23 protein-coding genes are annotated in these 23845 nt (G+C 65.3%); 5 read left to right on the top strand and 18 right to left on the bottom strand.

Annotated features, from left to right (window positions below; all coding sequences use genetic code 11):
* Positions 1–421: DUF3482 domain-containing protein (locus AC3WK8_RS23025; RefSeq protein WP_146043277.1), on the top strand; the 421-nt coding region annotated here is incomplete at its 5' end.
* A gap of 109 nt (positions 422–530) precedes the next feature.
* Here the strand turns inward: AC3WK8_RS23025 and AC3WK8_RS23020 are convergent.
* The 7 genes from AC3WK8_RS23020 to AC3WK8_RS22990 all read right to left on the bottom strand — a co-directional run bounded on the left by AC3WK8_RS23020 (position 531) and on the right by AC3WK8_RS22990 (position 9660).
* On the bottom strand, positions 531–1088 hold the full coding sequence (locus AC3WK8_RS23020; protein WP_103325891.1) for a phosphonate degradation HD-domain oxygenase: 558 nt from the start codon (positions 1086–1088) through the stop codon (positions 531–533).
* Positions 1088–2221 (bottom strand): TIGR03364 family FAD-dependent oxidoreductase, encoded by a 1134-nt coding sequence (locus AC3WK8_RS23015; protein ID WP_103325892.1) that lies wholly within the window; start codon positions 2219–2221, stop codon positions 1088–1090. The genes AC3WK8_RS23020 and AC3WK8_RS23015 overlap by 1 nt, the downstream gene beginning before the upstream one ends.
* Before the next feature lie 61 nt (positions 2222–2282).
* On the bottom strand, positions 2283–3308 hold the full coding sequence (locus AC3WK8_RS23010; protein ID WP_022641667.1) for a putative 2-aminoethylphosphonate ABC transporter substrate-binding protein: 1026 nt from the start codon (positions 3306–3308) through the stop codon (positions 2283–2285).
* Between the two features lie 45 nt (positions 3309–3353).
* Positions 3354–5078 (bottom strand): putative 2-aminoethylphosphonate ABC transporter permease subunit, encoded by a 1725-nt coding sequence (locus tag AC3WK8_RS23005; protein ID WP_103325893.1) that lies wholly within the window; start codon positions 5076–5078, stop codon positions 3354–3356.
* Position 5079: 1 nt separating this feature from the next.
* On the bottom strand, positions 5080–6156 hold the full coding sequence (locus tag AC3WK8_RS23000; RefSeq protein WP_085594404.1) for a putative 2-aminoethylphosphonate ABC transporter ATP-binding protein: 1077 nt from the start codon (positions 6154–6156) through the stop codon (positions 5080–5082).
* Positions 6157–6337: 181 nt separating this feature from the next.
* Positions 6338–7201, bottom strand: coding sequence for a LysR family transcriptional regulator (locus AC3WK8_RS22995; protein WP_022641670.1), 864 nt, complete (start codon positions 7199–7201; stop codon positions 6338–6340).
* Positions 7202–7308: 107 nt separating this feature from the next.
* Positions 7309–9660, bottom strand: a complete 2352-nt coding sequence (locus AC3WK8_RS22990) for a heavy metal translocating P-type ATPase (protein ID WP_103325894.1) — start codon at positions 9658–9660, stop codon at positions 7309–7311.
* 89 nt (positions 9661–9749) lie between these two features.
* On the opposite strand from AC3WK8_RS22990, the gene cadR reads away from it, so the two are divergent.
* A complete protein-coding gene (cadR, locus tag AC3WK8_RS22985; protein WP_053133863.1) occupies positions 9750–10199 on the top strand; it encodes a Cd(II)/Pb(II)-responsive transcriptional regulator in 450 nt (149 codons plus the stop codon).
* A gap of 24 nt (positions 10200–10223) precedes the next feature.
* On the opposite strand, the gene AC3WK8_RS22980 is transcribed toward cadR, so the two are convergent.
* The 4 genes from AC3WK8_RS22980 to AC3WK8_RS22965 form a co-directional block, all read right to left on the bottom strand.
* A complete protein-coding gene (locus AC3WK8_RS22980; protein ID WP_103325895.1) occupies positions 10224–10808 on the bottom strand; it encodes an undecaprenyl-diphosphatase in 585 nt (194 codons plus the stop codon).
* A 171-nt stretch (positions 10809–10979) separates the two neighbouring features.
* A complete protein-coding gene (locus tag AC3WK8_RS22975) occupies positions 10980–11951 on the bottom strand; it encodes a thymidylate synthase (RefSeq protein WP_085594398.1) in 972 nt (323 codons plus the stop codon).
* A 48-nt stretch (positions 11952–11999) separates the two neighbouring features.
* On the bottom strand, positions 12000–12809 hold the full coding sequence (lgt, locus tag AC3WK8_RS22970; protein ID WP_085594396.1) for a prolipoprotein diacylglyceryl transferase: 810 nt from the start codon (positions 12807–12809) through the stop codon (positions 12000–12002).
* A gap of 80 nt (positions 12810–12889) precedes the next feature.
* Positions 12890–13672, bottom strand: coding sequence for a sulfite exporter TauE/SafE family protein (locus tag AC3WK8_RS22965; RefSeq protein ID WP_022641676.1), 783 nt, complete (start codon positions 13670–13672; stop codon positions 12890–12892).
* Positions 13673–13795: 123 nt separating this feature from the next.
* On the opposite strand from AC3WK8_RS22965, the gene AC3WK8_RS22960 reads away from it, so the two are divergent.
* The gene (locus tag AC3WK8_RS22960) at positions 13796–14542 is read left to right on the top strand and encodes an NRDE family protein (RefSeq protein ID WP_103325896.1); all 747 of its coding nucleotides are present in this window, start codon (positions 13796–13798) and stop codon (positions 14540–14542) included.
* A gap of 40 nt (positions 14543–14582) precedes the next feature.
* Here AC3WK8_RS22960 and ptsP read toward each other — a convergent pair whose 3' ends face one another.
* Both ptsP and AC3WK8_RS22950 read right to left on the bottom strand, forming a co-directional pair.
* Positions 14583–16862 (bottom strand): phosphoenolpyruvate--protein phosphotransferase, encoded by a 2280-nt coding sequence (gene ptsP, locus AC3WK8_RS22955; RefSeq protein ID WP_022641678.1) that lies wholly within the window; start codon positions 16860–16862, stop codon positions 14583–14585.
* A gap of 22 nt (positions 16863–16884) precedes the next feature.
* On the bottom strand, positions 16885–17364 hold the full coding sequence (locus AC3WK8_RS22950) for an RNA pyrophosphohydrolase (RefSeq protein WP_011064073.1): 480 nt from the start codon (positions 17362–17364) through the stop codon (positions 16885–16887).
* A gap of 143 nt (positions 17365–17507) precedes the next feature.
* Between AC3WK8_RS22950 and AC3WK8_RS22945 the strand changes: the two genes are divergently transcribed.
* Positions 17508–18164: a histidinol-phosphatase gene (locus AC3WK8_RS22945; RefSeq protein WP_022641680.1), complete on the top strand. Its 657-nt coding sequence runs from the start codon at positions 17508–17510 to the stop codon at positions 18162–18164.
* 45 nt (positions 18165–18209) lie between these two features.
* Here the strand turns inward: AC3WK8_RS22945 and AC3WK8_RS22940 are convergent, their stop codons facing one another.
* Genes AC3WK8_RS22940 through ilvA form a run of 4 tightly spaced genes read right to left on the bottom strand, consistent with a single transcriptional unit; the run spans position 18210 to position 21933 of the window.
* Positions 18210–18677, bottom strand: coding sequence for a DUF2269 family protein (locus AC3WK8_RS22940; protein WP_085594394.1), 468 nt, complete (start codon positions 18675–18677; stop codon positions 18210–18212).
* Positions 18674–19930 (bottom strand): SDR family oxidoreductase, encoded by a 1257-nt coding sequence (locus AC3WK8_RS22935; protein WP_103325897.1) that lies wholly within the window; start codon positions 19928–19930, stop codon positions 18674–18676. Before AC3WK8_RS22935 ends, AC3WK8_RS22940 begins: the two co-directional genes overlap by 4 nt.
* 19 nt (positions 19931–19949) lie before the next feature.
* Positions 19950–20378 carry a DUF2269 family protein gene (locus AC3WK8_RS22930; RefSeq protein ID WP_103325898.1) on the bottom strand — a complete coding sequence of 143 codons (429 nt, stop codon included), beginning with the start codon at positions 20376–20378 and terminating at the stop codon, positions 19950–19952.
* A 40-nt stretch (positions 20379–20418) separates the two neighbouring features.
* Positions 20419–21933 (bottom strand): threonine ammonia-lyase, biosynthetic, encoded by a 1515-nt coding sequence (gene ilvA, locus AC3WK8_RS22925; protein WP_085594388.1) that lies wholly within the window; start codon positions 21931–21933, stop codon positions 20419–20421.
* Between the two features lie 206 nt (positions 21934–22139).
* Here ilvA and rpiA point away from each other — a divergent pair, with 206 nt between their 5' ends.
* The gene (gene rpiA, locus AC3WK8_RS22920; RefSeq protein WP_022641685.1) at positions 22140–22811 is read left to right on the top strand and encodes a ribose-5-phosphate isomerase RpiA; all 672 of its coding nucleotides are present in this window, start codon (positions 22140–22142) and stop codon (positions 22809–22811) included.
* Positions 22812–22868: 57 nt separating this feature from the next.
* Here rpiA and AC3WK8_RS22915 read toward each other — a convergent pair whose 3' ends face one another.
* Positions 22869–23777: an SdiA-regulated domain-containing protein gene (locus AC3WK8_RS22915; RefSeq protein ID WP_103325899.1), complete on the bottom strand. Its 909-nt coding sequence runs from the start codon at positions 23775–23777 to the stop codon at positions 22869–22871.
* Positions 23778–23845: the final 68 nt, after the last annotated feature.

Genomic DNA, 23845 nt, shown 5'->3' with positions numbered 1-23845 from the left:
GATCGCCGCTGGCGCGGCGGCCGGGGCCGGGGTGGACCTGCTGGTGGGTGGCCTGACCCTGGGCGCGGCGGCCATCGCCGGGGCCATCGCCGGTGGCGCCCTGCAGACCGCCCGCAGCTACGGCAACCGCCTGTTGGGCAAGCTCAAGGGCCAGCGCGAGCTGACCGTGGACGATAGCGTGCTGCGCCTGCTGGCCCTGCGTCAGAAGCAGCTGGTGCAGGCCCTGGACCTGCGCGGGCACGCAGCGCTGGAGAGCATCCAGCTGGCCACCCCCGAGGATAAAAGCTGGCGCGAGGGCAAGCTGCCGCAAGCCCTGGACAAAGCCCGGGCCCACCCGCAGTGGTCGTCCCTCAACCCCGGCAAGCGCCAGGAGCAGGCCGAACGCCAGGAGCAGATCGAAATCCTGGCCCAGGACCTGTAATCCTGCGTGTAACCGCTGCCGCAGGTTGCGCATGGCCCGCTGGGCCACGGTAGCCGCAGGATCGCTGCAGGCCTGCGGCCTTGTCGCAGCCTCGCCAGCTCGTCAGCGGCTACAAGGGCTGGAGCAGGGCCGCGGCCTTGTCCTTGAGGATCTGCAGGTCCATCACCGGCACCCACTCCTGCTTGGCCTGCTCGTCCCACTGGCGCAGGCGCAGGCTCAGCGCACACAGCGGGTCCTGCTCGAATGCCGCGGCTTCCTCGGCCGTCATCACCCCGCCCTGGTACTCCAGGGTGCGGCGACTGGCCTCGCTCAGGCGCTGGAAATACCCCGGCTCCTTGAAGGTCAGGTAGCGCTTGGCCTGCACGTGGTACTCCACCAGCTTCGCCATGCGCTCGCTGAAACCGGACCGGCGCAGGTAGTCGGCCCCCAGCCGCTCATGGCTGACCACGCCAAAACCACCCATGTTCTCGGCATCCTGCTGGCAGATATGCCCGATATCGTGGAAGAACGCCGCCAGCACCACTTCATCGTCATGCCCTTCGGCCAGGGCCAGTTGCGCGGCCTGGGACATATGCTCGATCTGCGAGATCGGCTCGCCGATGTAATCATGGTCGCCAAAACGCTCGTACAGGCCGAAAACCTCGGCGATCGCCCGCTCGCGGTCCATCAGGCTTCCTCCAGCAACTGGGCGATGTTGCGCTCGGCCAGCGCCGGGCCGACGCTCATGCCGACGCCGGTGTGCATCAACGCCGCATGCACCCCGGGCATCGCTTGCAGGAACGAGAACGGCCCCGGTCCACGGGCGCCATAGACACCCTGCCAACGCTCCACCACCTGGACCTTGCAGCCCAGGGTCTGCTCGGCCAGCTCCAGCAGCCAGCTGTCCACCTGTTCGCTGTTGAAAGGCGACGGATCGCTGCCGTAATCGTGGGAATCGCCGATGATCAGCTCGCCATAAGGCGTCGGGCTGATCAGCAGGTGGATACCGTGCTCATGCAGATGCGCAGCCTCGCGCAGGATCTGCGCCTGTACCGCCTTCGCCTCGGGCAGGTCGGCGAAGGCGCCGTAGTGCACGCAACTCAGGCCGGTGAGCAGGGCATGCTGCAGGTTCAGGTTGACCTGGGGCCGGGCGCGCAACATTTGCAGACGGCAGATCTGCGGCTGCAGGGCGGCGATCTGCTCGGCCAGCAGGGTCTGGTAGTCGTGCCCCGAGCACAGCAGGATGCGCGGTGCCTGGAAGGTCCCGGCGGTGCTGCGCAGCAGGCCTGGCTCGATATCGCGCACCAGGGTCGAAAAGTGGAACTGCACGCCCAGGTCCCGGCGCAGGTAGTCGATCAGCATCGGCAGCGCTTCGCGCGAATACAGCTGCTGGTCGTCCAGGCCATGCAAAGCAGCGCGGTGATGACGGAACTGGCCGCCGTACAGATCGTTGAGCGCCGCCCCCTGCAACAGCTCGACCCGATAGCCATGCTCCCGCGCACGCCCGGTGCAGAAGGCCTCCAGCAGTTGCTCCTCGGCCTCCGTGCGGGCGAACAGGTAAGAACCATTGCGCTTGAGCTGCAGCCCGGCCAGTTGCTGCCAGTCGGCCCAGATCTCCCGGCTGGCCCTGGCCAGCTCGAGCATGGTGCCCGGCGGCTGGCCGGTCACCAGGGCCTGGCCGAAGTTGCGCACCGACGCCCCTTGGGGGGTCGCGCTGCGCTCGAATACTCGCACCCGCAAACCGCGCTTGGCCGCCGCATAGGCGTGGGACAGGCCCAGGATGCCGGCGCCGACGATCAGCAGATCGCTGTGGTTGGTCATGTTCATGTCTCGTTGGTTATGGCGAGGGAGCAGGCTCCCCCGCCATGGCAAGTACCTGGCGTTACTGCGCGGCGACCTTCTCCGACTTGCCGTCGTAGCGCTTGCGCCACTCGGCGAGGATCTCATCGCGGTTCTTCGAGGCCCAGGCGAAATCGTTCTTGATCAGGCGTTGCTCGTAGTCCGCCGGCAGTTCGGTCTGTGGCTTGGCGATCCCCGGCTGGGCCAGCACGGCGAAGTTTTCCTTGTACAGCTCCATGGCCGCCGGGCTGGCGGAGAAGTCGGCGAGCTTCTTGGCCGCGTCCTCGTGGGCGGTGCCCTTGATCACCGCCGTCGCCTCGATTTCCCAGCCCAGGCCTTCCTTGGGCAGCACGATGTCCAGCGGCGCGCCCTTGCGCTTGAGCTGCACGGCCGGGTATTCGAAGGAAATGCCGATGGGGAACTCGCCGGCGGCGGCCAGCTTGCACGGCTTGGAGCCGGAATGGACGTACTGGCCGATGTTCTGGTGCAAGTCGTCCATGTACTTCCAGCCCTGCTTCTCGCCGAAGGTCTGCAGCCAGGCGCTGACATCGAGGAAACCGGTGCCCGAGGAGGCCGGGTTAGGCATGACGATCTTGCCCTTGTACTCGGGCTTGGTCAGGTCTTGCCAGCTCACCGGCTTGCTCAACCCCTGCTTCTGGGCTTCCACGGTGTTGAAGCAGATGGTGGCGGCCCATACGTCCATGCCGACCCAGGCTGGCGGGTTGGCGGCATCGCGGTAGTTGCCGCCGATCTTGCCCAGGTCCTTGGGCGCATAGTTCTGCAGCATGCCTTGCTGGTCGAGGATCGCCAGGCTGGAAGCCGCCAGGCCCCAGACCGCATCGGCCTGCGGACGATCCTTCTCGGCCAGCAGCTTGGCGGTGATGATCCCGGTGGAATCACGCACCCACTTGATCTCGATATCCGGATTGGCCTGCTCGAAGGCCTGCTTGTAGGACTTCAGTTGCTCGGCTTCGAGGGCGGTGTAGACCGTCAGCTCGGTCTTCGCAGCAAAGGCGTTCAGGCTGACAGCGCAGAGGACAGAAGCGGCAAGAGCCAGAGGCTTGAACATGGTGCGGTTCCTTGGTGAGTACGGATCGTGGGTGGTTGGGTGAATTCAATGACTGGGCGCTGTCTGGCGCCAGGCCTGGGAGCGACGCAGCAGGCCGCGCGAAGCACCGGCCAGGAGCAGCGACACGCCGATCGAGGTGAACAGGATCAGGGTCGACATCGCCGCGGCGCCGCCGACGTTGCCGGCGTCGTCCATGTTCAGCACGGCAACGGCGGCCAGGATGGTGTCGGGGCTGTAGAGGAAGATCGCCGCCGAAACCGTGGTCATGGCCGAAACGAACAGGTAGCGCACGATGTCCAGCAGCGCCGGCAGGCAGATCGGCACCGTGACCCGCAGGTAATGGCGGTACAGCGGCGCCTTGAGCGACAGCGCCGCCGCCTCGAACTCCGCATCCAGCTGGCGCAGGGCGGTGGTGGCGGTCATCTGCGCGGTGGTCAGGTAGTGGGCGATGGTGCACACCACCAGCAGCGCCATGCTGCCGTAGAACACATGCAGCGGGTTGCCGTTGAGATTGAAGAAGAAGACGTAGCCCAGGCCCAGCACCAGCCCGGGTACCGCCATGGGCACGAAGCTGAGCATGCGCAGGGCCAGGTTCAAGCCGCGCTGGCCGCTGGTCTTCTCCATCAGGTAGGCGCCGGTGAAGATCACCACGCTGCCGATCAGCGCCGTGCACAGGGCCATGGTCAGGCTGTTGCGATAGGCCAGCCAGCCGCCGCCGGCGGTTTCGTCGAACTGGTAGTGGTTCAGCGACAGGGACAGGTTGTAGGGCCAGAACTTCACCAGCGATGAGTACACCGCCATGCCGAACACCAGCAGCAGCGCCGCGCAGATCAGCAGCACGATGGCCAGGTAGCAGCCATCACGCAGCCGCGAGGGCGCCGGCTTGAACACCTGGGCCCGGCCGCTCATGGAATCGCCATGGCGCCGGCGCAACCAGGCATCGACGCCGAAGCTCAACAGGGCCGGTACCAGCAGCACCATGCCGATCAGCGCACCGCGGCCGAACTGTTGCTGCCCCACCACGGCCTTGTAGGCCTCCAGGGCCAGCACCTGGTAGTCGCCGCCCACTACTACCGGCACCCCGAAATCGGTGATGGTCAGGGTGAACACCAGGCAGAACGCGGCGAATACCGCTTGCCGGGTGGCCGGCCAGGTGATGCTGCGAAACGCCTTGGCCGGGCTCGCGCCCATGCTCGAGGCGGCATCGAACAGCCGCGCATCGGCCAGGGACAGCGCCGACAGCAGGATCATCAGGGCATGGGGAAAGGTGTAGATCACCTCGCCCAGGACGATGCCCCAGAAGCCGTAGATGTTGTCGGCGAACAGCCCGCGCAGCAGGCCCTGGTTGCCGAACAGGTAGACCAGGGCGATGCCCGGCAGCATCGACGGCGCCATCAAGGGCAGCAGCGACAGGCCGCGCCAGATGCCCTTGCCGGGGATCAAGGTACGTTGCAGGGCGTAGGCGAACAGGTAGGCCAGGGGCACGACGATGGCGGCCACGCTCAGGGAGACTTTCAGGCTGTTGCCCAGCAGCCAGTGGAAGTTGGCGCTGGTCACCAGCTCGCGGGCGGCCAGCCAGCCACCGCCCTGCCCGGCCTCGGCACTGAAACCGCGCCAGAAGATCGCCAGCAGCGGCAGCAGCACCGCTACCCCCAGCAACACCAGCAGCAAAACCTTGCCGCCGATGACGAACACTCGATCGCCGATCTCGGCACGGGAAACCTGGCGCGCCCGTTTGGCGGGTAGCGGCAGGGACATTTCGACGGCCATCTCAGGCAAACACCTGCAGGCTGCGCGGTGGCAGGGCCACCCAGATGTCCTGGGCTCCCAGGCGCGGCATGGCCTCCGGTGCCAGCTCCGCCAGCAGCGGATGCCCCGGCAACTGGTTGAGTTCGAAACTCATGCGGCAGCGGTTGCCCAGGAAGGTGATCTCGCGGACCTTGGCCGGGAACAGGTTTTCCTCATGCACCGGCGGGTTCACGCTGATGGCCTCCGGACGGCAGAACAGGCGCCCCGAGGCGGCCTTGGCCGAGTCGTCGGCCAGGCGCAGGTTCATCCCGCCGACCTGGGCATGGCTGTCGCTGCTGCGGTTGAAGGGCAGCCAGTTGCCCTGGCCGACGAACTCGGCGACGAACGGCGTGGCCGGACGGTCGTAGATTTCCTGGGGCGTGGCGTACTGCTCGACCTTGCCGTTGTTCATCACGGCGATGCGGTCGGCCATCAACATGGCCTCGTCCTGGTTGTGGGTCACCATCAGGGTGGTGATGCCCAAGCGCCGCTGCAGCTGGCGCAGTTCGGTGCACAGGTGCTCGCGCACGCGGGCGTCGAGGGCCGACATCGGCTCGTCCAGCAACAACAGCGACGGCGAAGGGGCCAGGGCCCGAGCCAGGGCCACGCGCTGCTGCTGGCCGCCGGACAACTGGCCGGGGTATTTCTTCTCGCTGCCGGCAAGGCCCACCAGTTCGAGCATCTGCGCCACGCGCTTGCGGGCTTCGTCACGGCCACTGCCGGCCAGGCCATAGGCGATGTTGGCCTCCACCGTGAGGTTGGGGAACAGCGCATAGGACTGGAACAGGATGCCGTAGTCCCGGGCCTGCGGCGCCAGGTTCGAGACGTCACGCTGGCCCAGGTACAACTCGCCCGCATCCTGGCGCTCCAGGCCGGCGATGCAACGCAACAAGGTGGTCTTGCCGCAGCCCGACGGCCCCAGCAGGCACACCAGCTCGCCGGCAGCCACGTCCAGGGACACGTTATCCAGGGCAGTGAAGGCACCGAAGCGCTTCTGGATGCCACGCACCTTCATCGGCGCGCCAGGGTTGCTCAGGGCGGTTGCGGGGGAGTTGTTCATGGACGGACCTCATCTGGCAGATGCAGGCCATCCTAGGGAACGAATGCGTAGGTCTTATGGCAATCAGGTAAAAGTTGCCGATAGAGGTATTGGCAGATTTGGGTTGCTCCATGGGCAGGGAGCAAGAGTGGGCCAATCCCACATCGGGCAAGAACCTGGCTCCCACGCCAGGATGGTGATTTCAACAGCCGGCCATTTCCTGGGCCAGGCCGAGGAAGGCTGCCGGCAGGCGGGCATTCTTGCGCTCCTTGAGGCAGTACAGGTATTCGGCGATCTGCGGCGCATGCTCGATGGTCAGCACCTTGAGCTGCGGGTCGTGGGGCACTTCCTGGCGGGCGATGATGCTGATGCCGATATTGCGCAGCACCGCCTCGCGGATCGATTCACGGCTGCCGATCTCCAGCAGCGGGCCAAACCCGACGTTGGCGCTCTTGAGCAGCTCTTCAGTGAGGCTGCGGGTGGTGGAACCCGGCTCGCGCATCAGCAGGGTATGGCCGGCCAGGGCGCTGAGCGGCACATGCTCCAGGGCCGCCAACGGATGGTTGCGATGCACCGCCAGCACCAGCGGATCGCTGCCCAGCACCCGGCGCACCAGCCGCGAGTCCTCCAGCAATTGCGAGGATGCAGCCACGTCGACGCGGTATTCCTCCAGGGCCTCCAGCACCTGCTGGGAGTTGCCGATTTCCACCGCCACCTCCACTTGGGGCAGGTGCTGGCGGAAGGTCTTCACCAGGTCGAGGATGTAGTACGGCGCCGTGGCGGCAATGCGCAACGTGCCCTGGACCTGCCCGCTGTTACGCAGGAAGAACTCGATATCGGCCTCCTTCTGCAACAGCTCCTTGACCATCGGCAACAGGCGCGCGCCCTCGTCGCTCAGGCTCAGGCGCCGGCCACCACGGTAGAACAGCTCCACCGAGTACTGGCTTTCCAGGTTGCGGATCTGGGTGGTCACCGTAGGCTGGCTGAGGCCGAGCTTCTTCGCCGCCTGGGTGATGCTGCCCAGGCGGGCGACCATGTAGAAGGCCTTCAGCTCGGCACTCAGCATGACGGCTTACCGCAGCTGCAAGCTTTCAGCGGCAAGCCGCAAGCTGAAGCCGGTGCGCGTGAGTTCATCACTCTGATTCCCCCTCAGTTGCTTGCAGCTACGGCGTCCTATTTGCGCAGCAGGCGCAGGCCGTTGAACACCACCAACAGGCTGACTCCCATGTCGGCGAACACGGCCATCCACATGGTGGCCAATCCGGCAAAGGTTACCCCAAGAAAGATCGCCTTGATGACCAGGGCCAGGGCGATATTTTGCTTGAGCACTGCCGAGGTCTGGCGCGACAGGCGGATGAAAGCCGGGATCTTGCGCAGATCGTCGTCCATCAGCGCAACATCCGCAGTCTCGATGGCGGTATCGGTGCCGGCGGCCGCCATGGCGAAGCCGATCTCCGCCCGGGCCAGGGCCGGGGCATCGTTGATGCCGTCGCCCACCATCCCCACCCGGTGCCCCTGGGCATACAGGTCCTCGATGGCTTGCAGCTTGTCGGTGGGCAACAGGTCGCCCCGGGCCTGGTCGATACCCACCTGGGCGGCGATGGCCTTGGCGGTGTGGGGGTTGTCGCCGGTGAGCATCAGGGTCTTGATGCCCAGCTCGTGCAACTGCTGGATCGCCTCGCGACTGGACTCCTTGACCGTGTCGGCCACCGCGAACAGCGCCAGCGGGCCCTTGCTGTCCAGCAGCAGGACCACGGTCTTGCCTTGCTTCTCCAGGGCGAAGAGCTTTTCTTCCAAGGCTGGCGAGCACAGGCCCAGCTCCTCCACCAGGCGGTGGTTGCCCAAGTGGTACAACTGGCCGTCGATTTCACCGCGCACGCCACGGCCGGCCAGGGCCGCGAAGTTATCCACAGGGTGCATGGCCAGCTGTTTATCCACAGCCGCCTGGGCGATGGCCAGGGACACCGGGTGATCGGAACGGCCAGCCAGGCTGGCGGCCAGGGCCGGGGCGCTGTCGTTGGCCAGCGGGTCCAGGGGCAGGAAGTCGGTCTGCACCGGCTTGCCATGGGTAATGGTGCCGGTCTTGTCCAGGGCCAGGTAATCCAGCTTGTAGCCACCTTCCAGATAGACCCCGCCCTTGACCAGGATGCCCTTGCGCGCTGCAGCAGCCAGGCCGCTGACGATGCTCACCGGGGTCGAGATCACCAGGGCGCATGGGCAGGCCACCACCAGCAGCACCAGGGCGCGGTAGATCCAGTCGAACCACAGGCCGCCCATGAGCAGCGGGGGAATCAGCGCCACCGCCAGGGCGAAGGCGAACACCGCCGGGGTATAGATCTTCGAGAAACTGTCGACGAAGCGCTGGGTCGGTGCCCGCGCACCCTGGGCCTGTTCCACGGCGTGGATGATCCGCGCCAGGGTCGAGTTGTTGGCCGCAGCGGTGACCCGGTATTCCAGGGCGCCGGCCTGGTTGATGGTGCCGGCGAACACCTTGTCGCCCACGGTCTTTTCCACAGGCAGGCTTTCACCGGTGATCGGTGCCTGGTCGATGGTGGAGCTGCCACTGGTCACCTCGCCGTCCAGGCCGATGCGCTCACCCGGGCGCACCCGTACCAGTGCCCCCAGCTCGACGCTTTTCGCCTCTTGTTCACGCCAGCTGCCATCGTTCTGCTGCACCGTGACCTGCTCCGGAGTCATCTGCATCAGGCCACTGATGGCATTGCGCGCGCGGTCCAGGGAGCGAGCCTCGATCAACTCGGCCACGGTGAACAGGAACATCACCATGGCCGCCTCTGGCCACTGGCCGATCAGCACCGCGCCGGTCACGGCGATGCTCATCAGCGCATTGATGTTGAGGTTGCGGTTCTTCAGGGCGATCCAGCCCTTCTTGTAGGTGCCCAGCCCGCCGCTGAGGATCGAGACCAGGGCCACCAGCGCCACCAGCCAATCCGGCCCGGCACTGGTGAAGTGAATGACTTCGGCAGCCAGCGCCCCGACGCCGGACAGCGCCAGGGGCCACCAGGGTTTCTTCACCGGCTGCGCGCTGGCAGGCTGGCTATCGCTCCCTGCCTCCAGGGGTTCGGCATGCATGCCGAGGGACTTGATGGCCTCGACGATCGGCGCAGTGTTCGGCAGGTCGTGGGTCACGCCCAGTACCCGGTTGATCAGGTTGAACTCCAGGGCCTGGATCCCGGCCAGCTTGCCCAGCTTGTTCTGGATCAGGGTCTGTTCGGTGGGGCAATCCATGGCCTCGATGCGAAAGCTGCTCGAGCGCGCACCGGCGCCCGACGTCTCGCCCAGGACCACTCGGGATGGTGCGACAGCCGCAGAACCACAGCAGGAACCACCATGGCTGGCATGCTCGTGGGGCTTGAGCGGTTGCAGCTTGCCCACAGCGGCATGGGCATGGCTGTGATCGTGATCGTGATCGTGATCGTGATCGTGATCGTGATCGTGATCGTGATCGTGACCAGCATGGGCTTGCTGGGCGTCGGGCTTGCGTGGGTTATGGAGAGAATCGCTCATCGGGTCGCTTCCATATGAAAAGGTGCTTGTTGCCAAGTGAACACCCTGTAGCCACTATAGGGTCAAGCACCCAATGGGAGACGACGGCGATGAAGATTGGCGAATTGGCGAAACTCACCGACTGCCAGGTCGAGACCATCCGTTACTACGAGCGCGAGGGCCTGCTACCGGAACCGGCCCGCAGTGAGGGCAACTACCGCCTCTACACCCAGGCCCATGGCGAGCGGCTGACCTTCATCCGCAACTGCCGCAGCCTGGACATGACCCTCGAGGAGATCCGCAGCCTGCTGAACCTGCGGGACAGCCCCCAGGACCAGTGCGCCAGCGTCAACGCCCTGATCGATGAGCACATCCACCACGTCAAGGCGCGAATCGATGGCCTGCTGGCCCTGCAGGAACAACTGGTGGACCTGCGCCAGCGCTGCGGCGAGGAGCCGGACCTTGAGCCTTGCGGCATCCTCCAGCGCCTGGAGGTCAGTGGCTCGGTGGTTCCCAGCGAAACCGAGCCATCCCACGTTGGCCGCAGCCACGGTCATTGAGCCTGCCCGCCAGGCGCGCGGCTCTCAGGAGCCGTGGCGCCGCGGCAGCATGCGCAGGTAGATCCCTTCCAGCAGCGCCAGCAGGCGCTGGTCCAGCTGCCGCCACACGCTGTACCGGCGCACCAGCCAGGCACTCCCCAGCCCCACCAGACAACCACCGAGGATATCCAGCGGGAAGTGCACTCCGAGGTAGATCCTTGCCCAGCCCACCAGCACCGCCAGGGCCAGCATCACCAGGCCGGTCTTGCGCAGGGACGCCAGCAGCAGCGCGAAGCCCATGGCGAACATGCCGCTGGCGTGATCGCTGGGGAAGGACGCGCCGGGAGCATGGGCCAAGAAGTTCTGCCCCAGCTCCAGCATGAACGGCCGCGGGTGGAACCACAGGCCACGGATCACCAGGTTGCTGGCCAAGGCCAGAACAATGCTCAGGGTCGCCAGCAGGACGATCATCCGTTGGCGCCGGTCGCCGAAAACCCAGAACAGCAACAGCAGCAATGGCACGGCCAGGACCAGCCATTGCGCCATGAACAGCGCCAGGTCGCGCATGGGCAGCGATGCTTCGGCACTGGCATTGATGACCAGGAACAGGCTGCGGTTGAGTTCTTCCATTCGGTGGCTCGCGTTCAGAAGGCAAAGAGAGCGCCGGTTCCAGGAGCATGGTCGCCCACCAGGCACGGCGATGCCCGGAGCAAATTCCGGGCAGGCTCGATGAAGACAACAGGGAAAAGCGACAGGGCCGGGCGATATCCAGCGCACGGCCCCAGGTGACGCGGGGGACGATCAGACCGCCATGGGCGCGGTCATCGGCGCATGGTGCTCATAGCCTTCCAGGGAGAAGTCGCTCGGCTCGATCAGTTCCAGCCACTCCGGCTGGTACACGCCAGTCTTGGCGAACTCCGGCACCCGGTCGGAAATCACCAGCCTGGGCATCGGGAACGGCTTGCGCTTGAGCTGTTCGTTGAGCATGTCCAGGTGGTTTTCGTAGACGTGGGCATCACCGATGAAATAGGTGAACCAACGTGGGGTATAGCCGGTCAGGCGGCCGATCAGGCTCAGCAGCGCCGCGCCCTCGGTGAGGTTGAACGGCGTACCCAGGCCCAGGTCGTTGGAGCGGATGTAGAGGGTCAGGGAAATTTCCCGGGTCTCGACATTCGGATGGAACTGGTACAGCAGGTGGCATGGCGGCAGGGCCATTTCATCCAGTTGCGCGCAGTTCCAGCCATGGAACAGGATCCGCCGGCTGCCCGGGTCGTTGATGATGGTGTCGACGCACTGGCGCACCTGGTCGATGGCCTTGTACAGCACCACGTAGGCCTCGCCCTCTTCCTCTCCCGCGGCGATCTGCCGGTAGCCCTGGCTCAGCGCCAACTCGATGGCAGCCTGGTTGGCGACCTTGATCTGCTTGTAGGCCGGCCACTTGCGCCACTGCACGCCGTAGATCTCGCCCAGGTCGTCCTCGCCCTGGCGGAACGGGTTGGCCAGCCACTGGGCGTTTTCGTTGGCGTTCTGGTCCCAGACCTTGCAGCCCAGGGCACGGAACTCGGCGGCGTTGTTCACACCGCGCAGGAAGCCGACCATTTCGCCGATGGCCGACTTGAACGCCATCTTGCGCGTGGTGATGGCCGGGAAGCCTTCCTTGAGGTCGTAGCGCAGCATCGCCCCGGGGAAGCTGATGGTGTTCACACCCGTGCGGTTGGCCTGCTTAGTGCCGTTGTTGATGACGTGGGCCACCAGATCAAGATATTGCTTCATGAGTTACCTGCATCCTTGAACCCGGGACCTGCGTCCCGGGATTCGAATTTATTGCGCGGCGCTCTTGGCCGGAGCGCGATGATAAGCCAGCCAGATCAGTCCGAGGCCACCGAGGATCATCGGCACGCACAGAATCTGACCCATGGTCAGCCAGTTCCATGCCAGGTAGCCCAGCTGGGCATCCGGCACCCGCACGAATTCGACGATGAACCGGAAGATCCCGTAGAACAGCGCGAACATCCCGGAGACCGCCATGGTCGGGCGCGGCTTGCGCGAGAACAGCCAGAGGACCAGGAACAGTGCCACGCCTTCCAGGGCGAACTGGTACAGCTGCGACGGATGGCGCGGCAACTGGGCCGGGTCGCTGAAGGGCGGGAACACCATGGCCCAGGGCAGGTCGGTGGCCTTGCCCCACAGCTCGGCGTTGATGAAGTTACCGATGCGCCCGGCGCCCAGGCCGATCGGCACCATGGGTGCGACGAAGTCCATCAGTTCGAAGAAGGTCTTGTTGTTGCGCTTGCCGAACCACCAGGCCGCCAGCATCACCCCGATGAAACCGCCGTGGAACGACATGCCGCCCTTCCACACCTCGAAGATCAGGGTCGGGTTGGCCAAGTAGGCGCCGAGGTCGTAGAACAGTACGTAGCCCAGGCGCCCGCCGACGATCACGCCCATGGACAGCCAGAACACCAGGTCCGAGAGCTTTTCCTTGGTCCAGGTCGGATCGAAGCGGTTCAGCCGGCGCGACGCCAGCAGCCAGGCGCCGCCGATACCGATCAGGTACATCAGGCCGTACCAGTGGATTTTCAGCGGACCGATGGCCACGGCCACCGGATCAATCTGCGGGTAAGGCAGCATTACGACTCCTCGTAAGGGTTGGGACTTCGGTTCCCGGGCGAAACTGTCACGCCAGGATTAAGCCAGGATTGCGTCACGACTCAGAACAGGAAGCTGACCCCGACGCAAAACAGCAGCGCGGCGAACATCCGCTTCAACAATCGCGGTGACAATTTGTGGGCCAGGCGCGCGCCGATACGGGCGAACACCATGCTGGTCAGGGCGATGCCCAGCAACGCAGGCAGGTAGACGAAACCCAGACTATGAGCCGGCAACAGGGGATCATGCCAGCCCAGAATCATGAAACTTAATGCACTGGCCAGGGCGATGGGCAAACCGCAGGCCGAGGACGTGGCCACCGCCTGCTGCATCGGCACGCTGCGCCAAGTGAGAAACGGCACCGTCAGCGAGCCGCCACCGATGCCGAAGATCGCCGAGGCCCAGCCGATGACGCCACCGGCGGCGGTCAGGCCGAACTTGCCGGGAACCTCGCGACTGGCCTTGGGCTTGAGCTCCAGGGCCATTTGCATGGCGATCACCAAGGCGAACACACCGATGATCTTCTGCAGGTGCGGGCCGGAAATCGCTTCCGCCGTCAGCGCCCCGAAACCGGCGCCCATGAGGATGCCCAGGGTCATCCAGGCGAATATCGGCCAGCGCACCGCGCCCCGGCGATGGTGTTCGCGGACCGAGTTGATGGAGGTGAAGATGATGCTGGCCAGGGAGGTGCCCACCGCCAGGTGGGTCAGCACCGAGGCGTCGAAACCTTGCAGGGTGAAGCTGAACACCAGCACCGGAACGATGATGATTCCGCCGCCGACGCCGAACAGCCCGGCCAGCACGCCCGCACAGGCGCCCAAGAGCAGATAGAGCAGAAATTCCATGGGAGCATCCAAAAATGAGTCCGGCATGGTAACGGATGCACGGCCCGGGACTCCACCAGCTGACGATGGATACCCGCCGGATCTGTGCGTAAAGTGGGCAGAAACACACAGGGGGCCACCTTCATGTGCTTGATTGTCTTTGCCTGGCGGCCGGGTCATGCCCAGTCACTGATCGTCGCGGCCAACCGCGACGAGTTCTATGCCCGGCCCAGCCTGCCCCTGGCGCAATGGCCGGAATTACCGCAGATCCACGCCGGGCGCGATCTTGAAGCCGGCGGCACCTGGCTCGGGGTCGGCGCCGACGGGCGCTTCGCCGCCCTGACCAATATCCGCAACCCGCACCAGCCTCCGGCACGTCGCTCCCGCGGGGAACTGGTGGCGCGCTTCCTGGCCGGCACCATCGACCTGGACGAATACCTGCGTGACGTAGTGGGCCGCTCCCTGGAGTACGCTGGTTTCAACCTGTTGCTGGGCACCGCAGAGCAGCTCTGGCACTACAACGCCCAGGATGCGGAGCCGCGCCAGCTGGAGGCCGGTGTCTATGGCCTGTCCAACGCCGGCCTCGACACCCCCTGGCCCAAGCTGCTCAAGGCCAAGGCGGCGCTCCGGGAAGTGCTGCACGACCCGCAGCCCCAAGCGCTGCTGGCGTTACTGGGCGATCCGCAGACCGCGCCTTTCGCCGACTTGCCGGACACCGGCGTGGGCCTGGCCACCGAGAGCCTGCTGTCGAGCGTCTTCATTGCCAGCCCCAGCTACGGCACCCGCGCCAGTACTGCGCTGATCGTCCACGCCGACGGTTCCCGGCATCTGGTCGAGCGCAGTTTCGGCCCCTATGGCGGGCAACTGGGAGAGATAGAACTGAAGATTTGAGGCGCGGCCGGCGACCGGTCCCGAGGGACCGGCGCGCCCACTAGAGGGTCTTGTTCGACGCGGGGTTGATCATGCGCGCCAGGCCGAGCTTCTTCAGCGCCAGCTGCAGCGAACTGTGGATAACTTGCGGGTTGTCGATGGTCATCATCTCATCCAGCAGTTCCCTGGCCTTGGTCATGCTGATCTGGCGCAGCATCCACTTCACCTTCGGCAGGTTGGTGGCGTTCATCGACAGGCTGTCGAAACCCATGGCCATCAGCAGCACCGCAGCGGCCGGATCGCCGGCCATTTCGCCACAGATGCTCACCGGCTTGCCTTCGGCGTGGGCATCGCGGACCACGGTCTGCAACGCCTGCAATACCGCCGGGTGCAGGTAGTCGTAGAGGTCGGCCACCCGCGGGTTGTTGCGGTCCACCGCCAGCAGGTACTGGGTCAGGTCGTTGGAGCCCACCGACAGGAAGTCCACCTGGCGCGCCAGCTCCTTGGTCTGGTAGACCGCCGCGGGAATTTCGATCATCACCCCCACCGGCGGCATCGGCACGTCGGTACCTTCGTCGCGCACCTCGCCCCAGGCCCGGTGGATCAGGTGCAAGGCCTCTTCCAGCTCGTGGATGCCGGAGATCATCGGCAGCAGGATGCGCAGGTTGTTCAGGCCCTCGCTGGCCTTGAGCATGGCCCGGGCCTGCACCAGGAAGATCTCCGGATGGTCGAGGGTCACGCGGATGCCGCGCCAGCCCAGGAACGGGTTGTCTTCCTTGATCGGGAAATAGGACAGCGATTTATCGCCGCCGATGTCCAGGCTGCGCATGGTCACCGGTTGCGGATGGAAGGACGCCAGCTGCTCGCGATAGATCGCCAGCTGTTCCTTTTCGCTGGGGAAGCGCTGGTTGATCATGAACGGCACTTCGGTGCGGTACAGGCCCACGCCCTCGGCGCCACGCTTCTGCGCCCGGGCCACGTCGGCCAGCAGGCCGGTGTTGACCCACAACGGCATGCGGTGGCCATCGGGGGTCACGCATGGCTGGTCGCGCAGCGCATCCAGGCCCTGGGCCAGTTGCCGCTCCTCTTCCACCACATCGGCGAACTGCTTGCGCAGCACATCGCTGGGGTTGGTGTAGACCTCGCCATGGTAGCCGTCGACGATCATCTGGATGCCGTCGACCTTGGAATAAGGCAGGTCGACCAGGCCCATCACCGTCGGGATGCCCATGGCCCGGGCCAGGATCGCCACGTGGGAGTTGCCCGACCCCAGCACCGAGACCAGGCCCACCAGCTTGCCCTCGGGCACTTCGCCGAGCATGGCCGGGGTCAGCTCTTCGCTGACCAGGATGGTGTTGTCGGGGTAGACCAGGGTCTGCTGGCGCTCCTCCTGGAGGTAGGCCAGGAGCCGCCGGCCCAGGTCCTTGACGTCCGATGCGCGCTCACGCAGGTAGGCGTCGTCCATCAGTTCGAAGCGGTTGACGTGATCGCTGACCACCTGGCGCAGTGCGCCCTGGGCCCATTGCCCGGTGCGGATCACCGCCTTGACCTCGCTGCCCAGGGAAGCGTCGTCGAGCATCATCAGGTAGACGTCGAACAGCGCCCGCTCTTCGGGACGCAGCTGGGTAGCGAGTTTTTCCGACAGCGCCCGCATGTCGGCGCGCACCCCTTCCAGGGCGCTCTTGAACAGCGTCAGCTCGGCGTCGATATCGGTGATGTGCTTGTCCGGCACCACGTCCAGGTCGGCCGGCGGCAACATCACCACCGCACTGCCCACCGCGGCCCCGGGGGAACCCGGCACACCGACGAACTTGGCTTCCTGGATGCCCTTGCCCTGGCGTCCAAGGCCACGGATCGAGCCGGTGGCCTCGGCATGGGCGATAACCCCGGCCAGCTGGGCGCTCATGGTCACCAGGAAGGCTTCTTCGCCCTCGTCGAACTGGCGACGTTCCTTCTGTTGGATGACCAGGACCCCGACCACCCGCCGGTGGTGGATGATCGGCGCCCCGAGGAAGGAAGCGTAGCGCTCCTCGCCAGTCTCGGCGAAGTAGCGGTAGCGGGGGTGATCGGCGGCGTTTTCCAGGTTGAGGGGTTCTTCCCGGGTGCCTACCAGGCCCACCAGGCCTTCGTTGGGAGCCATGCTGACCTTGCCGATGGAACGTTTGTTCAGGCCTTCGGTGGCCATCAGCACGAAACGGTTGGTTTCCGGGTCCAGCAGGTAGACCGAGCAGACCTGGCTGCCCATGGCCTCTTTGACGCGCAAGACAATGATCCCCAACGCCGTCTTGAGATCCTTGGCGGAGTTAACTTCCTGGACGATCTTGCGCAGCGTATTGAGCATGGCTCGGGGTCGAACTCCGTCGTCAGTCGCGCACTAGAAGGCGCGGGGCAAGCTCTTTGAGAGCGCGGCGATACACTTCGCGCTTGAATGTCACCACCTGGCCCAACGGGTACCAATAACTGACCCAACGCCAGCCATCGAATTCCGGTTTACCGGTCAAATCCATCCGCACCCGCTGCTCGTTGGAGATCAGGCGCAAGAGAAACCATTTCTGCTTTTGGCCGATGCACAGCGGTTGGCTGTGGGTCCTTACCAAACGCTGCGGCAAACGATAGCGCAACCAGCCGCGGGTGCAGGCGAGAATTTGCACATCTTCGCGCTCCAGGCCCACTTCTTCGTTCAACTCACGATAAAGAGCGTCTTCCGGCGTCTCGTCGGGGTTGATGCCGCCTTGGGGAAACTGCCAGGCATCTTGATTGATACGGCGAGCCCATAGCACCTGGCCGGCATCATTCGTCAGAATGATCCCGACATTGGGGCGAAAACCATCGGGGTCGATCACGGCTACAACCTCGCAAACGCATGTCGCCGCATTGTTCCATAAAGCTTGGGAATGCAGCAACGAGGCTGCCAAGCTTATGTGCACTCTTGTGAAAAGACCGTATTCTGGGGACCTTTTCCAAGACTTTTCAGTGAGTAACCGCAATGCGTCTGGCTTTATTCGACTTGGACAACACCCTCCTGGGCGGCGACAGCGATCACGCCTGGGGCGACTATCTGTGCGAAAAGGGCCACCTCGATCCGGTGGCCTACAAGACCCGCAACGACGAGTTCTACCAGGACTACCTGGCCGGCAAGCTCGACAACGCCGCCTACCTGAATTTCTGCCTGGAAATCCTCGGCCGCACCGAAATGGACGTGCTCGCCCAATGGCATCGCGACTACATGCGCGACTGCATCGAGCCGATCCTGCTGCCCAAGGCCCTGGCCTTGCTGGCCCGGCACCGCGAGGCCGGCGACAAGCTGGTGATCATCACCGCCACCAACCGCTTCGTCACCGCCCCGATCGCCGAGCGCCTGGGCGTGGAAACCCTGATCGCCACCGAGTGCGAGATGCAGGATGGTCGCTACACCGGCCGCAGCACCGACGTCCCGTGCTTTCGCGAGGGCAAGGTGACCCGCCTGCAGCGCTGGCTGGAGGAAACCGGTCACGACCTGCAAGACAGCTATTTCTACAGCGACTCGATGAACGACCTGCCGCTGCTGGAACAGGTGACCACACCGGTGGCCGTCGACCCTGACCCCAACCTGCGCGCCGAAGCCCAGCAACGCGGCTGGCAGGTAATCAGCCTGCGCGACTGAAGCGGCGCCCCGGGCCGCCCTGCGGTCCGGGGGCGCTCATGGGGTTCAGGCCGGCTTGGCCACCATCAGGTAGAAGATCGCCATGAAGGCCAGGAAAGCCGGCCAGCCCAGGGCAAACCACCAGCGCATATAGAGAGTGGCGCGCATCGGCATCGGCGTCCCATCGCGCAAGGCTTGTTCAGCCATCTTGTGCACCCGGATCTGCAGCCAGACCACCGGCAGCCAGCACACCCCCGCCAGTACATAGAGCCCCAGGCTCCACATCAGCCAGGGCTGCTGGATCGACCACCCCGCCAAGTGGATCAAACCCAGCCCGCTCAGCGGCTGGAACACCGCTGTGGTCGCGGTGAAGGCCCAGTCGGCGAACACCAGATGCTTGAAGGTCACGGCGATCACCTGCACCTGGCCACTGCGCCAGGCCCGCAAGGCGTAGTAGGCCGACCCGGCACCCAGGCCGAAGAGCACGGTGGAAGACAGGATATGCAGGGTTTTCAGCAGCAGGTAAGCGCTCATCGACGAGGTTCGGTCCACAACAGCCAAAGGGTCGCCACCATCAGCACCAGGTTCTTGGCGACGGCGGCATAAGGGTCAAACCAGAAATGCGGCAGGATCAGGCTGATGATCAGCGTGTAGCCGAGCATCAGCAGCAATTGCGCCTGCAAGGCTCGCCGGCGCCAGCGTCGCAGCAGCAGGCCGACGCCCAGCACCGCGTCGCAGAGCGAACCGCCGATCACCGCCAGCACCGCCCAGGCGCCCTGCACCCCGGCCTCGGCCATGATCCGCAGGCCCCAGTCGTAGCCGGGGCCGATGCACACCGCCGCCGTGCCCAGCCAGATCAACACCATCACCGCCAATAGCAACGGCCGCAGCACCCACTGGGTGGTCTGTCCGGCCTGGGGCCAATCCTGCAAGCGCGTCGCCAACGGCGCGGCGTGATAACCACAGACCGATGCCAGCACCTCGGGGCCCGCCAGGTTGTCCTGCCGCGCCATGCTCAAGCTTTGCCGGCTCAAGGCCCGCCAACCCAGGCGCTCGCCCAGCAGCGCGGCCAGGCCCAGGAGCGGTCCCGGCAGTTGCAGGTAACGAGCTGGCGCCCAACCCTGGGCTGCCCGCAGGCGATCGAGCAATTGCCCCATGGTCATCCGCTCCGGGCCGACCAGCGGCAAGACCATGGACTCTTGCGGCCAGTGCCGCAGCAGCGCCAGCACCGCGGCGCTCAAGTCATCCACATGCAGGGGTTGCATCCGCGCCTGGGAGGACAGCAGCGGAATCAGCGGCCAGGGCGACAATCGCGCGAGCCAGCCACTGCTGGCGCCCCCGGCACCGAGCACCAATGACGGGCGCAGCACTACTGCCGGAATATTAAGGCCCAGCAGATAATCGTCCGCCATGGCCTTGCTCGCCAGGAATGGCACCCGGGGCTGGGTGCCGGCGCCCAACGCAGAAATCTGTAGCACCCGGGCACCGCGGGCCGCAGCCAGGTCGAACAGCGCCCGCGTGCCCAGGTCCTGGGTCAGGCTCAGGGCCTGGGGATCATTGCTCAGCAACCCGGCGGCATTGATCAGCAGGTCGGTATCAGCCGGCAGCTCGAACGAACCAGGCTCACGACCGAGGCGATCCAGATCCAGTTGCAGCCACTGCACCCCGGGCAAACCCCGAGGTTGTGGCTGGCGACTGGTAGCGATCAATTGATGACCGGCGGCGTGCAACGCTGCCAGCAGATGACGGCCGACGAACCCCGTGGCCCCCACCAGAACGACCTTCATGGCGATCCTTAAAGCCGGGTCAGACCGGCTTGGCCCCCATGAGGCCGGCAATGGTGACGAAGCACAGGGCGCTGAAGACCGCCAGGACCAGGGTAAAGGCCAGGCCACTGGCAGCCTTGGCCACGCGCAGGCGATTGAGGCGCACCATCAGCCATAGCCAGGCCAGCGCCCCGAGGGTGTAGAGCACACTGGAGCCCAGGACCCAGGTCTGCCCCAGCGGCCAGCCCACCAGGTGCACCAGCCACCAACCGGTGACCGGCAGGGTCACCAGGCCCAGGGCCAGCAGCAGCCAGGCGAACAGGCCGGGACGGTGCAGCACCCGGCTATAGGCGGTCGCGTCACCCTGGCGACGCAGGCGCCAGACCCAGATCGCCAGGCCCAGCGCACTGCCCAGCAGCAGCACCGTGGCCAGTACATGAAGTGTCTTGAGCGTGGTCAGCGTTTCCATATTCTCGCGTCCTTAAGGCCTCGATCCTCAGCGTAGCCGCTCAGCCGAGGAACAGCTGGTAGGCGGGGTTGTCGCTTTCGTCCCAGTACGGATAACCGATCTGCTCCAGGGCCGCCGGCACCAGGTGGCGCTCCTCGGCCGGCACCTGCAGGCCGGCGACCACTCGCCCATCTGCCGCGCCGTGGTTGCGGTAGTGGAACATGGAAATGTTCCAGCGCCCGCCCAGTTTGTTGAGGAAGTTGAACAAGGCACCCGGACGCTCCGGGAACTCGAAGCGCAGCACCAGCTCGTCGCTGACCTTCTCCGCCCGGCCGCCGACCATGTAGCGGATATGCAGCTTGGCCAGCTCGTTGTCGGTCAGGTCGATCACCGGGAAGCCCTGCTCGCTCAGGTTGGCGATCAGGGCACTGCGCGGATCGCTTTCCGGGTGGGTCTGCACGCCAACGAAGATATGCGCCTCGCTGCCGGTGTTGTAGCGGTAGTTGAATTCGGTGATCTGGCGCTTGCCCACCGCCTCGCAGAACGCCTTGAAGCTGCCGGGCTGCTCGGGAATGGTCACGGCGATGATGGCTTCGCGACCCTCACCCAGCTCGGCGCGCTCGGCCACGTGGCGCAGACGGTCGAAGTTGACGTTGGCGCCGGAATCGATGGCCACCAGGGTCTGCCCGGTGATGCCGCGCTGCTCGACGTACTTCTTGATCCCCGCCACGCCGAGTGCACCGGCAGGCTCGGTGATCGAGCGGGTATCGTCGTAGATATCCTTGATTGCCGCACAGATCTCGTCGGTGCTGACGGTGATCACCTCGTCGACGTGATCCTTGCAGATATCGAAGGTGTGCTGGCCGATCTGCGCCACGGCCACGCCATCGGCGAAGATGCCCACGGTCGGCAACACCACCCGCTCGCCGGCGGCCATGGCCATTTGCAGGCAGTTGGAATCGTCCGGCTCGACACCGATGACCCGGATCTCCGGGCGCAGGTACTTCACGTACGCGGCGATGCCGGCGATCAAGCCGCCGCCACCGACCGGTACGAAGATCGCATCCAGCGGGCCGGGATGCTGGCGCAGGATCTCCATCGCCACCGTGCCCTGCCCGGCAATGGTGTGGGGATCGTCATAAGGATGGATGTAGACGTAGCCCTTCTCGTCCACCAGCTTCAGCGAATAGGCCAGCGCCTCGGGGAAGGTATCGCCATGCAGCACTACCTTGCCGCCACGGGAACGCACGCCTTCGACCTTGATCTCGGGAGTGGTCTTGGGCATCACGATGGTGGCCTTGACCCCCAGCACCTTGGCAGCCAGGGCCAGGCCCTGGGCGTGGTTGCCCGCCGATGCGGTGACCACGCCACGGGCGCGCTCGGCGTCGGTGAGCTGGGTGAGCTTGTTGTAGGCGCCACGGATCTTGAACGAGAACACCGGCTGCAAGTCTTCGCGCTTGAGCCAGACCTGGTTGCCCAGCCGCTCGGAGAGCTGGCGGGCGGCCTGCAATGGGGTTTCCACGGCAACGTCATAAACGCGCGAGGTGAGGATCTTCTTTACGTACTGTTCGAGCATCGGGAAGCATCACTGAGCGGGTTGGGCAGGGCCAAGGAGTCTAACCCAGCGTTTGCCCGGGCGACCACACGAATCCAGAGGTTTTAGCCTGCCTGCGGGCCCTGTGGGCAACGCCGCCGGGCGAGTGGCCAGACGGGCAATGACCTGGCCGGCGCCGACGCCTATAATGCCGGGCTTTGTGCCCCCCTGCCCGCTTCGGAGCCCGCATGACCCAGGATCAACTCAAACAGGCCGTCGCCCAGGCCGCCGTCGACCTCATCCTGCCGAAACTCGACGACAAGAGCATCGTCGGGGTCGGCACCGGCTCCACCGCCAACTGCTTCATCGACGCCCTGGCCCGGCACAAGGGCGCCTTCGATGGCGCCGTGGCCAGTTCCGAAGCCACCGCCGCGCGCCTCAAGGGCCACGGCATCCCGGTGTATGAACTCAACACCGTCAGCGAGCTGGAGTTCTACATCGACGGCGCCGACGAAAGCGATGCGCACCTGAACCTGATCAAGGGCGGCGGCGCGGCCCTGACCCGCGAGAAGATCGTCGCGGCCGTGGCCAAGACCTTCATCTGCATCGCCGATGCCAGCAAGCTGGTCTCGGTGCTGGGCGCCTTCCCACTGCCGGTGGAAGTGATCCCGATGGCCCGCAGCCACGTGGCTCGCGAACTGGTGAAGCTGGGCGGCGATCCGGTGTACCGCGAAGGCGTGATCACCGACAACGGCAACATCATCCTCGACGTGCACAACATGCAGATCAGCAACCCGGTGGAGCTGGAAAGCCAGATCAACGCCATCGTCGGCGTGGTCACCAACGGCCTGTTCGCCGCCCGGCCCGCCGACGTGCTGCTGCTGGGCACCGCCGAAGGCGTGCAGACCCTCAAGGCCTGATCACGCTCCCCCTGCCGGATTGGCCGCTATGGCGAGCCAATCCCGGCAACGCCCGAACTAGCGCGCGGGCTTCTTGAAGACGTAGAACAGGTTCGGTTCGCTGACCAGGTACAACGTGCCTTCATCGTCCATGGCGATACCCTCGGCCTGGGGCACCGCTCGGTCCAGGCCCTGGCGACCCTTGCCCAGCGCCAGGGTGCTCAGGGGGCGCCCCTGGGCGTCCAGCTCCAGCACCAGTCGCGACTCATCCGACAACGCCAGCAAGTGGCCGCTGCGCTCATCGTATTGCAGGCTGGAAAGATCACGCACGAACAGCGCGGCATCCCGCTTGGGGTTGTTCACCACGTGCATGCCATAGGGCGTATCCGGCTCGCTGTCGGGAAACCCCTGCACTTCGTAGATCAGCATCGGATCACGCTCCTTGGCGACGAACAGGCGCTTGCCCCGGGAGTCGTAGGCCAAGCCCTCGAATCCCTTGTTGCCGCCCAGGTGCACACCGAGGGTCACCTGCTCGGACTGCGCCGCATCCACTACCTGGGTGTCGTCCTGCAGATGGATCTTGATCAACCGCTGCTGGCGCTCGTCGCTGATCACATAGGTACCGGCACTGATGTACTCCACTGCCTCAGGATCGGCGAACCCCACCAGGGCGATGCGTCGCAGCACCTGCCCATCCAGGGACAGCTCGATCAGCTCGGGTTGCTTGTTGGTCACGGTGAACAGGCTATTGCGCAGCGGGTCGTAGGTCAGCGCCGAAACATCGTCCAGGCCCTCGATGGGCTGGGCCTCGCGCACCACTCGGTAGTCGCCCAGCCCCAGTGAATGCGGATCAGTCGCTTGCCAGTAGGCCTGCCAGTCGAACCAGGCGCGCTGCCACAGCCGATGGTTGTGGGCGAATGCCGCCAGCAACACGACTACAAGACCAAGGAGCAGATAGAGGGGATGGACACGACTCAGGCGATACATGGCAGGCAAGCTCGAATACAGGACGGCCCCATGAATATCACCGGCGCCTGAATTCAAGCTTAATCGGC

It is taken from the genome of Pseudomonas sp. FW507-12TSA, assembly GCF_058781435.1.
Note: the sequence above shows the minus strand (reverse complement) of the source record. Positions and strands in the feature narration are given on the sequence as shown.